This is a genomic window from Siphonobacter curvatus (assembly GCF_002943425.1).
In the GTDB taxonomy this organism is placed as follows: domain Bacteria; phylum Bacteroidota; class Bacteroidia; order Cytophagales; family Spirosomataceae; genus Siphonobacter; species Siphonobacter curvatus.
The window spans coordinates 391,135-404,107 of the sequence record NZ_PTRA01000001.1 but is presented as its reverse complement, the minus strand read 5'-3'; the positions used below and the strand labels follow the sequence as shown (position 1 = coordinate 404,107).

General features: G+C 49.3%; 13 protein-coding genes. 9 read left to right on the top strand and 4 right to left on the bottom strand.

The window, feature by feature from the left end; translation table 11 throughout:
- Nucleotides 1-26: 26 nt before the first annotated feature.
- Entirely contained in the window at nucleotides 27-1,457 is a 1,431-nt protein-coding gene (locus tag C5O19_RS01640) for a serine hydrolase domain-containing protein (protein WP_165795912.1), read from the top strand.
- 253 nt (nucleotides 1,458-1,710) lie between these two features.
- Nucleotides 1,711-3,333, top strand: a complete 1,623-nt coding sequence (locus tag C5O19_RS01635; RefSeq protein WP_104709620.1) for a hypothetical protein — start codon at nucleotides 1,711-1,713, stop codon at nucleotides 3,331-3,333.
- 67 nt (nucleotides 3,334-3,400) lie between these two features.
- Here C5O19_RS01635 and C5O19_RS01630 read toward each other — a convergent pair whose 3' ends face one another.
- Nucleotides 3,401-3,661: a response regulator transcription factor gene (locus C5O19_RS01630; RefSeq protein ID WP_104709619.1), complete on the bottom strand. Its 261-nt coding sequence runs from the start codon at nucleotides 3,659-3,661 to the stop codon at nucleotides 3,401-3,403.
- A gap of 142 nt (nucleotides 3,662-3,803) precedes the next feature.
- On the opposite strand from C5O19_RS01630, the gene C5O19_RS01625 reads away from it, so the two are divergent.
- The 4 genes from C5O19_RS01625 to C5O19_RS01610 are packed head-to-tail and all read left to right on the top strand — an operon-like array spanning nucleotide 3,804 to nucleotide 9,340.
- Nucleotides 3,804-4,400 carry an RNA polymerase sigma factor gene (locus C5O19_RS01625; protein WP_104709618.1) on the top strand — a complete coding sequence of 199 codons (597 nt, stop codon included), beginning with the start codon at nucleotides 3,804-3,806 and terminating at the stop codon, nucleotides 4,398-4,400.
- A 3-nt stretch (nucleotides 4,401-4,403) separates the two neighbouring features.
- Entirely contained in the window at nucleotides 4,404-5,111 is a 708-nt protein-coding gene (locus C5O19_RS01620) for a tetratricopeptide repeat protein (protein ID WP_104709617.1), read from the top strand.
- Between the two features lie 37 nt (nucleotides 5,112-5,148).
- Complete coding sequence (locus C5O19_RS01615) at nucleotides 5,149-6,684, top strand: S8 family serine peptidase (RefSeq protein ID WP_104709616.1); 1,536 nt, start codon at nucleotides 5,149-5,151, stop codon at nucleotides 6,682-6,684.
- Nucleotides 6,653-9,340, top strand: coding sequence for a CHAT domain-containing protein (locus C5O19_RS01610; protein ID WP_104709615.1), 2,688 nt, complete (start codon nucleotides 6,653-6,655; stop codon nucleotides 9,338-9,340). Before C5O19_RS01615 ends, C5O19_RS01610 begins: the two co-directional genes overlap by 32 nt.
- Here the strand turns inward: C5O19_RS01610 and radC are convergent.
- Together radC and rpsT are read right to left on the bottom strand one after the other, a co-directional pair.
- Nucleotides 9,337-10,038 carry a RadC family protein gene (gene radC / locus C5O19_RS01605; protein ID WP_104709614.1) on the bottom strand — a complete coding sequence of 234 codons (702 nt, stop codon included), beginning with the start codon at nucleotides 10,036-10,038 and terminating at the stop codon, nucleotides 9,337-9,339. The genes C5O19_RS01610 and radC overlap by 4 nt on opposite strands.
- Nucleotides 10,039-10,125: 87 nt before the next feature.
- Nucleotides 10,126-10,389 carry a 30S ribosomal protein S20 gene (gene rpsT / locus C5O19_RS01600; protein WP_094812331.1) on the bottom strand — a complete coding sequence of 88 codons (264 nt, stop codon included), beginning with the start codon at nucleotides 10,387-10,389 and terminating at the stop codon, nucleotides 10,126-10,128.
- A 335-nt stretch (nucleotides 10,390-10,724) separates the two neighbouring features.
- Between rpsT and C5O19_RS26205 the strand changes: the two genes are divergently transcribed.
- Nucleotides 10,725-11,075 carry a phospholipase C/P1 nuclease family protein gene (locus C5O19_RS26205; protein WP_243406302.1) on the top strand — a complete coding sequence of 117 codons (351 nt, stop codon included), beginning with the start codon at nucleotides 10,725-10,727 and terminating at the stop codon, nucleotides 11,073-11,075.
- Here C5O19_RS26205 and C5O19_RS26200 read toward each other — a convergent pair.
- Nucleotides 11,013-11,231 (bottom strand): hypothetical protein, encoded by a 219-nt coding sequence (locus C5O19_RS26200; protein ID WP_243406301.1) that lies wholly within the window; start codon nucleotides 11,229-11,231, stop codon nucleotides 11,013-11,015. The two genes, C5O19_RS26205 and C5O19_RS26200, sit on opposite strands and share 63 nt — an antisense overlap.
- On the opposite strand from C5O19_RS26200, the gene C5O19_RS26195 reads away from it, so the two are divergent.
- Together C5O19_RS26195 and C5O19_RS01590 are read left to right on the top strand one after the other, a co-directional pair.
- A complete protein-coding gene (locus C5O19_RS26195; RefSeq protein ID WP_243406300.1) occupies nucleotides 11,223-11,522 on the top strand; it encodes a hypothetical protein in 300 nt (99 codons plus the stop codon). The two genes, C5O19_RS26200 and C5O19_RS26195, sit on opposite strands and share 9 nt — an antisense overlap.
- Nucleotides 11,523-11,741: 219 nt before the next feature.
- Complete coding sequence (locus tag C5O19_RS01590) at nucleotides 11,742-12,932, top strand: class I SAM-dependent rRNA methyltransferase (protein WP_104709613.1); 1,191 nt, start codon at nucleotides 11,742-11,744, stop codon at nucleotides 12,930-12,932.
- The last annotated feature ends 41 nt before the right edge of the window (nucleotides 12,933-12,973 follow it).

Sequence of the window (12,973 nt, the reverse complement as noted above, 5' to 3'; positions counted from 1 at the left end):
GTACTGTCACTAAACTCCCAATTACCGTGTCCGTTGCTCGTTTTTGTTCCGTTGCTATTATTTGGGGTTTATTTTCATTACTCGGTTGCTCACAAAGCCCCAAAGAAGCGGCTACTAGCGTCGCCGTCAGCAATCCAGCCGTAGCGATTCTTAATGATAGTATCGCCAAACGCTTTAATCCGGCTGAAGCCAGTCGGAAAGCTGGTCAGCTCGACACGTTCTTTCATAACCTGCACAACCGATACGGCTTCAACGGGACCGTATTAGTCGCTCAGTACGGTAAAGTAATTTACAAAGGTGCATTCGGGTACAAGAATCTGACCCTACGGGATACGCTTACGACCACGACGCCTTTTCAGCTCGCGTCGGTCTCCAAGCAGTTCACGGCCGTAGCAGTCATGCAATTGAAAGAAAAAGGACTTCTTAACTACGACGATCCGGTTTATAAATTCATTCCTAATTTTCCTTACGATTCGTCCATCACCATTCGACTGCTCCTAACGCACCGCTCGGGCCTGCCCAGCTATCAGTACGGATTGGAAAAGTACTGTGACAAAACTCAACCACTCAGTAATCAGGAAGTAGTCGATAAGCTTTGTTTGTATAAGCCCGTTCCCTATGGTCGTCCGAATGTGCGGTTTCACTACAACAACACGAATTACGTCCTGCTTTCCTATATCGTTGAAAAACTCAGCGGAAAACCTTTTAGCAAATACGCCGAGCAAAATTTGTTCAAACCCCTGGGTATGAACAACACCTTCGTGTACGACGGCACCAATACGAACCTGCTCATGGCCGCCGCAACGGGCTATACGGGAGGCCGACGATCGCTGGCCATTGATTATCTCGACAGCGTAACGGGTGATAAGAGTTTGTATTCCACGGCTGAAGATATGTTTAAGTGGGATCGGGGCTTGTATACCGAACAACTCATTAGCCAGAAAACGCTGGAAGAAGCTTTTCGACCAGCCAACGATGACTCCCGACTCGTTACGCGGAACTACGGCTTCGGCTGGCGTTTACAGAAAATACCCAATGATCAGTGGCTGACCTTCCATACCGGCTGGTGGCATGGTTTCAAGAATTATTTCATGCGAAACCGCCCCGATCAGAGTAGTATCATTATGCTTTCCAACGTAGCCAACAGCTATCTATCGCAGGTAAAAATGGTACAAGCCATTTTGTACCCGGATAAAGCCCGGTTCTTCCTGCGGGGTGAAAACGTGGATCCCGAAACGGGCGATCAGATGCTGGCGGGCGAAGGGATGCAGGGCGGAGGCGACGTTACGCCGGAGCTTTCCCTGTCAGATCTCTACAAAATGTTACCCGTCGCTCCGGTGGTCAAACATAAGGTAGTGCATCGCAAAGGACGCCATCATGCCGTTGTCAAGCGGGGTGCGAAAGCCAAAGCCCCGGTCAAACGTAAGGCTCCGGTAAAGAAAAAGAGAAGAAGATAAGCCAAAGGCTGGTCTGAATAGGGCCAGCCTTTTTTGTACCCAAACTTTCCGCTATTTATTTGTAATTTCAGCATGTATCGCTGATCTTGCTGACTGTTCCGCGTACTTTACAGTACGCATTCTTACCCTACTCCGCCAGGTAGTATTTCGTTGCAGCTGTTTCTAAGGAAACCGCCTATTCCTAGGCTTCAACACCCGCATTCCGCTATTCATTGCACATCCCCTCAGTCATCAGTGTCATTCTTAACTACGAATGATGAAGGAACTCGTTTTGTTTGACAGCAATCCTATTTACTTTTTTATCCTATCGCTGGGATTCCTGTTCATTCTCATCCAGTTGAACTGGCAGAAACACCAGTCGGATACGGTGTTTCTAAGTACGTTGATTTTGATTCTCACCGTCTTACGATTACCCTTTATTCTTTACAACCAGCAGATCAACATTGATGAAAGTTCGGTCATCACTCAAGCGATGACGCTGTGGGATCGGCCAATTTTCTGGCAGTCGGTGGATGGGACCACTTCCGGACCTCTCAACAGCTACGTACTTTTTTTGGGCAAACTCCTCACGGGTACTTTTGACTATACGTCTTGTCGCATGGTTTGTCTGCTTCTGATCATCGGTACGCTCATAGCTTTGTATAAGGCTCTTCAGTCTTTTTTCGATACCCAATCGGCTCGTTTATCGCTTACGCTGACCCTACTATTTTACGCTTATAATCAGACCCACGATTTCATTCATTACTCAAGCGAAATCCTGTCTATTTTTCTTTTCAGTATCAGTCTGTACACGCTGGCTTCGATTCAGAAAACTCCTCAGTCTTCCGGATTTATACTGGGTTTTGTATTGGCCTTAGTGCCCTGGGCAAAGATCCAAAGCTTACCCATAGCCCTGGTTTTCAGCGGTTATGGTCTGTACTTATGTTTCCAGATACGAGCGTACCAAGGCATCATCAGCCTGGTGCTGGGAGCGATTTCCGTTACGGTGCTGTTTTTTGGCTTCCTGCTCTATTATCAAGTTCTCGGCGATTTTTATCTGTATTACATTGAAGGTAACCTAGTGTATGGACAGGAAGTTAGTCTGTACCGACGGTTCCATCATCTGGTAGCCATGCTGGTGAAAGTATTCCCGTTCCGTGATTTCCTGCTCATCAGTATTCTGCTCTTTTTGTTCGCGTTTCGCTGGTTCTGGAAACTCGAAAAATCCCTGCTTGTTTTTCTGGCTAGCTGGTTTCTGATTACGGCTTATACCATTGTGAAACCGGGTATGTTCTTCCACCATTATTTATTGTATTTCATTCCCTTCCTTACGTTTGTCAACACATTTTCGCTCCGTTCGATTACCCGGCATTTTTCCTACCGCACGGTTCAGTTCAATTATACCGTCGCTTTAATTGTCGTGGGATCTTCCGTTTGGTGGACTTCCCTGATTCGGAACACTTCTTATACCAATGCGGAAGAAAGCAAAGACCTGGCTTCCAACCGGGTCATTACTACAATTCATCAGTACGCTGGACCGGGCGAAAGTTTAGCCATCTGGGGCTGGTGGACCGAGGGATACGTCATGGCTCAGATGCCGCAGGCTGTCGCCGAAAATCATTCCGTCCGTTGCACCACCGAAAGTCCACTCATGGTGGATTATCAGCAGCGGTATTTACATAATTTGAAAACCAATACCCCCGCCGTGTTCGTAGATGCCGTAGGCTCTACACACAACTTCCCGTTTGTGCATACCTCCGCTATTCACGAAAGCATTCCTGCCATTCGACGGTACATCCAGCGACATTACCAGTTTCTGAGTCGCGTGGAGGGTGTACGCATTTTCATTCGAAAAGACCGCCTGGCTGCGGTTCAGAAAGGAATTCGGTATTTGTAAAAAATAAGGCTGACTTTCAAAAAAGCCAGCCCCGATATAAAGCAAGTTGAAGGTTGAACGGGTCGATTTATAAAGAAATGATACCCTTTCGGAAGCCCAGTAAAATGGCTTCGGTAGCTGAATTGACTCCTAATTTCATGTACACGCGTTTGATGTGCGTTTGAACCGTATTAAAGGTGATTCCACACTCGTAAGCGATCATTTTGTAACTCATTCCCTGAGCCAGTAGCCCCAGCACTTCACGTTCGCGGAGGGTTAAGGCCGTATCGGGTAACTGGAGTTCGCGGGGCGACAGATAAAAGCGGCGAGATTGAGGTAAGCTAGACATGATGGTAGCTGTTAGTGCGTTCTGATGGTTTGGTCGCACTTCGCCTGTAGAGCGGAAACATCTTTCGATAAAAAAAATACATCGTTCGATTATTTTACTACTAACTGTTTAATTTACAGCCGCTTTCCTTGCCTGTTCCTCCATGATTTTATTAAAACGAGCTCTTTCGGATTCGGATCTTATCGCGGGAATCAAAGCCGGCGGGAATTTGCGTCGTAACTGTGAAAATCGCCTCTACGAGCAGTATCAATACCTGATTCGGGAAGCGACGTTTAAGCACAAGCTGAGTCCCGATGAATGTGCCAGTGCTTACTCCGACGCTGTACTCACCGTCATCGAACACCTTACCTCCAATCGTTTTGAAGGCCGCTCGGGCCTGAAAACCTACCTCTATCAAATTTTTTATAACAAATGTGTTGACCTGGTTCGAAAAAATTCGACTAATCGGGAAAGTGTCCATCAGGGCGTATCGCTGGAGGATTTGGTATTGCCCGACGAAACCCGAACGGTACTACAGCATCTGATGACGGAAAGTGACCTGACACTACTTCGGGAGCGATTGGCCAGTTTAGGCGATAAGTGCCGACAGATGGTGCTAGCCTGGGGAGAAGGGTATTCCGACGAAGAGATCGCCCAGCATTTACAATACCAGACGGCAGCCGTAGCCAAAACCAGCCGCTTACGTTGTCTGGAGCGATTGAGGGCCTTATATGCGGAATCCAAAAGCAGAAGATCGTAGGTGATGAATGAATTAGAACAAGTGGATCGGTTTTTCCAGGGTGAAATGCCCGAGACCGAGCGAAAACAATTTGCAGAAGCCCTGAAAACCGACCCCGAACTTGCTTCGGCGGCAGCTTTTTATTTACAGGCCCGTCAGGCTGCTCGACTGGAAGTATTGGCTGAAAAACGGAAACAATGGGAAGGGCAACCCCCGCGACCCGTCGTACAACGTTCCTGGATCGGATACGCAGCAGGGCTGGCGGCCGTATTGCTGGTGGTACTGGGCCTGTGGTTCTGGCGAATGCAGGAACCCTCGCGGCGAGAGCTGGCCGATGCGTACGTAAGCCAGGAATTACAAACCCTGGGTACGGCGATGAGTGGTCGCAGCGATACCCTTCAGCAGGGGATTGGCCTGTACAATCAGAGTAAATTACCCCAGGCCGCTCAGCTCTTTGACGCCTGGCTGGTACAACACGCTACCGATAGCGACGCTCAGCGGCTGGCGGGCCTTACGGCTCTGCGGCTGAAACAATATGATCAGGCCATTGAACACTTTCAGCACCTGAGTCGGCGAACCGATCTGTACGCGAATCCGGGTCCTTTTTATGAAGCACTGGCCCGTATTCAACGCAACCGTCCCGAGGATGCAGAAGCCGTGGAGTCTTTACTGAAGCGTGTGGTGCAGGAAGGCTTACCGGGTAAGGCCGAGGCTGTCGAATGGATGAAATAACCCCCTTTTATTCGTTTAACCTTAACTCCTATCTTCTATGCAAAATCAAGAGCCCGACCCCAATCGGGAAGAGCCCCTTCGCCGAGGCAAACCCATGGTCAGTTCTTTTCGTACCAAAGATGATTTCCTTCGTTTGTTTCGGGGGAATGCCAAGTACCGGGATATTGTAGAAGTAGAATCGGGAACGGGTTTCGCCTATCGGAACCGTCAGATTGTACAGATTGAATCCCTGGAATTATTCGATGAAAAAGGAAATAGATTCGAACTGACGACTCGCCAGCAATTACTCGACTTCTTCAACGGCAGGAATTACGAGATTTTGTTCAACCGAACGCTGACGGAAGTCGAACGGGCTAGTTGCTCGGCGTATCTCTACGATTTAAATCATAAACGGTATCAGATTCAGCGGACGGTTGAATGTGATTGTCTGGGACCGCTCACTTTTTTACTGGAAGGTGAAAACCTACACGAGCTTCGGGGCATTAGTCAGGTAGAAGGCGTTCCTCCCAAACACGCTTCGACGCAACCGCCGGTGGGACGGATGGAAACAGAACTGGACTATTGCACCTCCGCCGTCGCCTGGGATCCTTCCGCTTGCGAGGTCATTGAATCTACGCGGGTCGATCCGAATCAGTATTACCTGGGAAAATATAATCGATCGTCCGACGAGACTACCGTAGCCATCATCGATACGGGTCTGGAAGACCGGGACTATCAGATTCCGTGCTGGTACCAGCAAGCGATTGATCCTTGCTCGAAAGGTACCGTAGCGGTGGAACAAATTGGCTGGAATTTTGCGTACCCCGACCTCGCTCCGCCTTCTTCCGAACACCTGCCGATTGATAACAACCTGTACCGACACGGTACTAAAGTGGCTCACATCATTCATCAGCTTTCGCCCCGCACGCGACTGATGATCCTGAAGGTTTTCGATCAGGAGGGCATTGGCTCCCTTTCCGATCTGCTCTGTGCCCTGGCTTACGTAGTTCGAAACAAAGCGAATATCGTCAACGCCAGTTTTGGGTATTACGGAGCGAAAATTCCGTTGCTGGAGCGGTTCTTCGAAACCCTGAATAAAGCTGGGGTGATGGTATTCTGTGCTGCGGGTAATCACGGCGATATAGACGGCACGCCGAAAGATATTTCCAGTACTTCCTTTTATCCGGCCTGTTTGGGGCTCGATAACATCATTACCGTTACAACTGTGAAGCCGGGTCCATCCCGGAGACCCCTTGAGATTTTGCCCAGGCCTTTCGTGATTACTAAAAAGCAACTGGTACCTTACGAAAACTACTCGAACCGATACGTTACGCTTGGCGTGCTAACGGAAGAGGGTAGTTTTCGCAACCCGTATCGTTCCTGCAAACAGGAGTCTGGTGCCATTGAAGGTTCGTCTTTTGCCACACCGTATGCGTTGGGATTGGCCGCCCGCCATTACGCCGCTATCCGGGCTGATTACGAGTCGGGCAACCTTTCGCTGAAAGCCGCGTATCTGAAACACCTGCCCCTACAAGTCAATGAGTCGTTGAAAGCCTACGTCGTTGACGGCCAGTATATCCCATATCGTCCTTAAACTACTCGCGGGTATTCTGTTCCTGAGTGGAGGGTCGGCTTATGCCCAATGCCGACCCTCCGCTACATTTGCCTTTCAAGTCAGTCGCCTACTTCCGTCGGAATCCATCGCTGACTGGGAGAACCTGAAACGCGACTGGAAGCATTGTGGAATAGCCAGGGATTCTTCCTACGGTCGGTTGCTAAACACTCTGGGCAATCTGTACTGGCTGGCGGGTAATAAGAAAAAAGCCCTGGAACAGTTACAGGAAGCCGTTCGTCTGCCTGCTCTTCCCCCCGACTTGTATACGCAGAGTATGTATCGCTACGGGGCTTATCTCATCGGAAACAACCGTTGGGAAGAAGCCGAGAGTACCCTCCTGCAAGTTATTACGCACAGCGAACGTTACCAGTTTCACGAACGGGTGGCCGCAGCCTGTGCCCAGTACGCGTATCTGGCCAACGCCAAAGGTGATTTTCATCAGGCCGTTGAATACGCCGACAAGGGTATTGACTACGCCCGTCTGGCCCATAGTTCTTCCCGCGAATTGTATAATCTGAATCAGAAAGTAGAAGGCCTCATCGGCTTGAATCAGTTGCCCGAGGCGGCCCAGTTGATGGAATCAGTCATCGATTCTAAACAAGGCCCCCTCAATCCAGATCATTCGTTACTGGCCATTGACATTTATTTGCAACTACATCAGTTGCCCCGGGCTCAGGAATTACTTAAGCAGGCATTACACACGTTTACTGACAGCGTTTCCCAGGGAAAACTATACAACGAACAAGGGATACTTTTCAAACACCTGGGACAACCTGTACAGGCTCAGAAAGCCTATCTGCGAGCTTTAACTTATTTTCAGGAACCCGATGTACGAGCAATTGTGTACAGTAACCTGGGTGAGATCAATAGTGACCGGCCAACGGTAGCTTTGGCTTATTTCCAGCGGGGTATTCATCAGTTGGTGCGTTCCTGTACGCCCCATCGACTGAGTGCCAATCCGCACACGAGCCAGTTGCAAAGTGTATCCCGGAAGGAATATCTGCTGCTGTTACTCAAGCAAAAAGTGCAGGCCTTACGAATGCGATACCAGCAAACGCACGATCCGCAGTACCTCACCCTCGCTCAGCAAACCATCACGGTTACCGATCAGATGATTGACCGGATGCGGTGGAGTCATCAGGGAATGAAATCCAAGCTATACTGGCGAAATACAACCCGGTCTTTTTACGAAGATGCCATTCAGGTGTGTTATTGGCAGAAAAACAGCAGTCGAGCCTTTTACTTTTTCGAAAAAAGCCGGGCCGTACTGCTGGCCGACCGTCTCAACGAATGGAATGCCAGTCGGCAATTACCCGCTCATCTGGCCGAGCAGGAACGAACCTATCGCCAGACGATCGAGCAGTTGCAGGAACTTTCCCCGCTCGGCTCACTGGCGGAACAACGGGCCACCCGTACCCGCCTGGATAGCATAACGCAGGCTCAACAAGCCTTTATCCGTTCCCTCGAAAAAACCCACCCGACGTACTATCAGTACAAGTACGAAAATCAGGTACCTTCGTTGCAATCCGTACAGAAATCGTTGCTGGCCAAAGATCAGGCCCTGGTTAGTTACTTTATTGGCGAACGAGCCCTGTACGCACTGGGTGTCACCCCAACCAAAACCGTTTGCAAACGACTGCCGCTAACCGGCCTGCAAGGCATAGCCCAGCAATTCCTCAAATATTGCTCCACTGCTCAACTTACTGTCACGGAAGTACAGCAGTTCAATCGGCTGGGTTATGAATTATATCAGCGATTACTGGCTCCCTTAGGTCTGACTTCGGCTCGTTTCATCATTTCTTCGGACGGCGTCGTTCTACCTTTCGATGCCTTCCGTTTTTCACCTGACCGTCCTTCCGATTATCTTATCCATACGCATGCTTTTAGTTACACGTATTCAGCGGGCTTTCTACTGCGAAAACGTCCGCCGATGGGATGGAGTAAAAATTTTCTGGGCCTGGCTCCCGAAGCCTTTGCTCCGGCTCTTCATCAACAGCCTTTGCCGGGTTCGGTCCAGACCTTAACCAGGATTGAAAAGCAGGTTTTTTTCCCGAAAACGCTGGTACACCAGGCGGCTACTAAACGGGCCTTTCTGGAGCAGGCTGCCGATTACCGGATTCTACACCTTTTCACCCATGCGGACGCCGATAGTACCGCTACCCACGAACCGGTCCTGTACTTCGCCGATTCGGCTCTGAAACTTTCTGAACTGGAGAACGCTCCTCCCTTTCGTACGCGCTTACTCGTGTTGTCAGCCTGTAAAACGGGTGTGGGGGTTGATCAGAAAGGAGAAGGTGTATTCAGTCTGTCAAGGGGATTTGCGGCTTTGGGTATTCCCAGTACCATTACGACCTTGTGGAGTGTCGAAAACAAGGCTACGTACACCTTGATTGAAGATTTTTACCACTTTCTTTCCCAGGGTTTACCACAGGATCTGGCCTTACAAAAGGCTCAGCTTCAATGGTTACAAACGCAGGATCAGCAACTTCCGTATTACTGGTCGGGCCTCATCCAGATGGGCGAAACGACTCCCTTGTACGACGATGCAGCCCTTCCTACTACGGCGGGCATTGCGGGTGGTTTGGTATTGATTGGTTTAGGCCTTTGGTGGCAGCGAAGAAAGAGACACCTTTAAAGTAAACCTTCATCTGCGAAGCTCAAATACTTATGATCGGACAGGATTAGGTGATCCAGAATGGGGATGTCGAGTAGCTTTCCGGCTTCCTTTAACTTTCGGGTTAGGTCTCTATCCGCCTGACTGGGTTGCAGGTTTCCTGACGGGTGATTGTGAGCCAGAATCATACCACTGGCTAAATGCTCGATGGCGTGTTTAAAAATCAGCTTAGGATCGGCTACCGTACCCGAAACGCCGCCCGCTGAAACTTGCATAGGTCGTATGATCTGATTAGCCCGGTTGAGTAGCAGAATCCAGAATTCCTCGTGCAGTAAATCCATCAGATGCGGTCGTAACGCCTGATACGCCGTTTCTGAACTCGTGATGGATGAGCGTACGATCGGTTCCGATTCTTTCCGGCGGCGACCCAGTTCCAGAGCGGATACAATCGTAATAGCCCGGGCTTCGCCGATGCCTTTAAATTTGGAAAGCTCCTTGATACTCAGTTTGGCCAATTGATTGAGGTCATTGCCCACACTACTCAGGATCATCTTGGCTAAATCGACTGCTGTATATTGTTGAATACCCGAATTGATCAGGATGCCCAATAGTTCGGCATCACTCAACGCGGCTTTACCTTTCAGCATTAACTTTTCCCGGGGGCGATCTTCTTCGGCCCAGGTCTTGATCGTACTTAGCGGCTGGTAAACAGGAGTCATAGGGGAATAGCGAAAAAGCCTTACTAGCGAAAGTAAGGCTTCTAACTGAACGGAAGGCTACCGTTCAATCAATGGTCTATCCGGCAATTAAGCAGCAGCTTGCAGTTTGTTGACAAATCTTGCCAGCTTCGACTTGTTGTTAGCCGCTTTGTTTTTGTGGATGACGTTTTTCTTCGCCAATTTATCCAACATAGAAGCAACTTTTTTGTACAGGTCCTGAGCTTCTACTTTATCGGTAGTAGCACGCAGTTTCTTGATGAACGTACGAGTCGTTTTATGCTGGAAACGGTTACGAAGGCGTTTCGTCTCGTTTGCCCGGATCCGCTTCAGAGCTGATTTGTGGTTTGCCATGTCTTTATATTACTGAGAATCTATGGATTTTCGGAATAGGAATGCAAAAGTAAGACTTCCTTCTCAGATTACCAGCCGTTCGCTCAAAAATTCTTTACTAAATACGTGAATCCCTTCAAATTAGCTGATAGCTAATAATTTGATTGATAGCCATTCACTCCTTTTTCTATTACTCCAACCCATGAAACGGTTCTTCTTGCTGATTTTTCTGTAAATTCCTCTGTATCCGGCTTTTAGCTGGGGCTTTTACGCTCACCAGCGAATTAACCGCCTGGCGATCTTTACCCTCCCCCCCTGAAATGGGTCGCTTCTATAAAAAGAACCTAATGTATCTAATGGAAAATTCCGTCAATCCAGATAAGCGTCGCTATGCTGTCGTGGGTGAAGCCGCCCGCCATTACCTCGACGTAGAGGCTTATGGCGACAGTGTCTGGAACAAACCGTACTGGAAGGATGCCGTGGCGTATTGGGGCGAGGATACGCTCAATACGCACGGCATCGTCCCCTGGCACATTCAACGCATGACGTTTCAGTTGACAGAAGCCTTTCAGCAACGAAACATCGCTCGTATTCTAAAACTTTCGGCGGAAATAGGCCATTACATTGCTAATGGGAATGTACCCCTACATACCACGCGTAACTACAACGGCCAACTGACTGGACAGGAAGGCATTCACGCCTTCTGAGAAAGTCGTCTGCCCGAGCTTTATGCCGAGCAGTACGATTTTTTCGTCGGTCCAGCCGCGTACGTTCGCTCGCCCGCCCGCCGCTCCTGGGAAGCGGTACGTCAGGCTCACCATTGCCTGGATTCGCTGTTTTCGCTGGAAACGCAGGTGACTCAAGAACTAGGTCAATCCCGGAAGTACTTACTGGAAGAACGAGGTAACGTCATTCAAAAGACCTACTCCCGTGATTTTTCCGAACGGTATCATCAGTTACTCAATCATCAAGTTGAGCGACAGATGCGGGCTTCCGTAAAAATGATCGGCGATTTCTGGTATACCTGCTGGATTGACGCGGGTCAGCCGGATTTGAATCAACTCCCTACGCTTAGTGAAAAAGATAAACAGGCGGATCAAGTGGAGAAACGTTCGTGGTTACAGCATTTGTTTCGGGTACGGCCGGAGGAGTAAGGGTTTGGGGGTTTTAGTTAGTTGTTGATGGTTGTTACCCTGCATTCCTTCAGGGTTGGAGTATTGGATTGAAACCTGTACCTGTATCCATTGCTTTGCAACCTATATCCTACACAACTCCAGCATCGGTTATTGCCAACTTAGTAATCTTAGCCTTCCTGCGTTAACTATCAACAATCTACTGATAACGATTGCCCCGTCCCCTGTTATCTTTGTGGAATGGAATCAGTGGTACAGATTATATTGAAGCCCGGAAAGGACGCTCCCGTTCGTCGTTTCCACCCCTGGGTGTTTTCGGGAGCTATTGCCAAAACCCTCGGTAAGCCGAAGGATGGCGAAGTGGTAGAAGTACTCGATCATCAGAAGAACTACCTGGCGACGGGCCACTACCACGAAGGTTCAATTACCGTAAAATTATTCTCGTTTGAGCCGTTAACACCCGATGCAGATTTCTGGTTACAAAAACTAGAAAATGCCTTTCGCGTTCGGCAAGCCTTACAGTTTACGACCACGACTTGCTACCGACTAGTACACGGCGAAGGAGATGGATTTCCTGGTCTTATTCTTGACTGGTACGATGGTGTAGTCGTCTTTCAGGCCCACAGCGTGGGCATGCACCGTGAGCGGGAAGCCATTGCCCAGGCTTTGCAAAAACTATACGGCGATGCTCTGAAAGGTATTTACGATAAGAGTCACGAAACCTTACCGGATCGCTACGCTCAATCGGTACAAAACGGCTATCTCTGGCAAAAGGATACCATCACGTTACCACACCCGGTGCTAGAAAATGGTCATACTTTTTTGATTGACTGGCAAACCGGACAGAAGACAGGCTTTTTCCTGGATCAACGCGAAAATCGTCAGTTGCTCACCAAATACGTAAAAGGCAAACGTGTGCTGAATGCCTTCTGCTACTCGGGTGGCTTTTCGATTTATGCCTTGTCGGCGGAAGCCTCGCTGGTGCATTCGGTAGATGTGTCGGAAAAGGCTATTAAGCTAGTGGAAGCGAACGTCGAAGCCAATGCGTTTGGTCCTGAAGCCACGCACGCTTCGTACGCCGAAGACGTGGTAAAATACCTCAAAACGCACGATCAGCAATACGATGTGGTGGTACTCGATCCACCCGCGTACGCGAAGAGCATGGACGCCCGTCACCGAGCCGTTCAGGGGTATAAACGACTGAATATTGAAGGACTCAAGCGACTCGCTCCGGGCGGTATTCTGTTTACCTTCTCCTGCTCACAAGTAGTGGATCGCGAATTGTTTTACAATACAATCGTTGCCGCCGCTATTGAAGCCGGCCGGCAGGTACGCGTCCTGCATCACCTGTCGCAGGGACCCGATCACCCCGTCAACTTCTTCCATCCCGAGGGCCATTACCTGAAAGGATTGGTTTTGTACGTGGAATAAAAAGAAACCCCCGACTATCACAAGTCGGGGGTTTCTTTTTT

What these genes read in the sequence shown, in the direction of transcription:
- C5O19_RS01615 (WP_104709616.1), top strand. Translation starts at nt 5,149, where the DNA reads ATGCAAAATCAAGAGCCCGACCCCAATCGGGAAGAGCCCCTTCGCCGA.
- C5O19_RS01590 (WP_104709613.1), top strand. Translation starts at nt 11,742, where the DNA reads ATGGAATCAGTGGTACAGATTATATTGAAGCCCGGAAAGGACGCTCCC.
- C5O19_RS01625 (WP_104709618.1), top strand. Translation starts at nt 3,804, where the DNA reads ATGATTTTATTAAAACGAGCTCTTTCGGATTCGGATCTTATCGCGGGA.
- C5O19_RS01635 (WP_104709620.1), top strand. Translation starts at nt 1,711, where the DNA reads ATGATGAAGGAACTCGTTTTGTTTGACAGCAATCCTATTTACTTTTTT.
- radC (WP_104709614.1), bottom strand. Translation starts at nt 10,038, where the DNA reads ATGACTCCTGTTTACCAGCCGCTAAGTACGATCAAGACCTGGGCCGAA.
- C5O19_RS01630 (WP_104709619.1), bottom strand. Translation starts at nt 3,661, where the DNA reads ATGTCTAGCTTACCTCAATCTCGCCGCTTTTATCTGTCGCCCCGCGAA.
- C5O19_RS01620 (WP_104709617.1), top strand. Translation starts at nt 4,404, where the DNA reads ATGAATGAATTAGAACAAGTGGATCGGTTTTTCCAGGGTGAAATGCCC.
- C5O19_RS26205 (WP_243406302.1), top strand. Translation starts at nt 10,725, where the DNA reads ATGGAAAATTCCGTCAATCCAGATAAGCGTCGCTATGCTGTCGTGGGT.
- rpsT (WP_094812331.1), bottom strand. Translation starts at nt 10,389, where the DNA reads ATGGCAAACCACAAATCAGCTCTGAAGCGGATCCGGGCAAACGAGACG.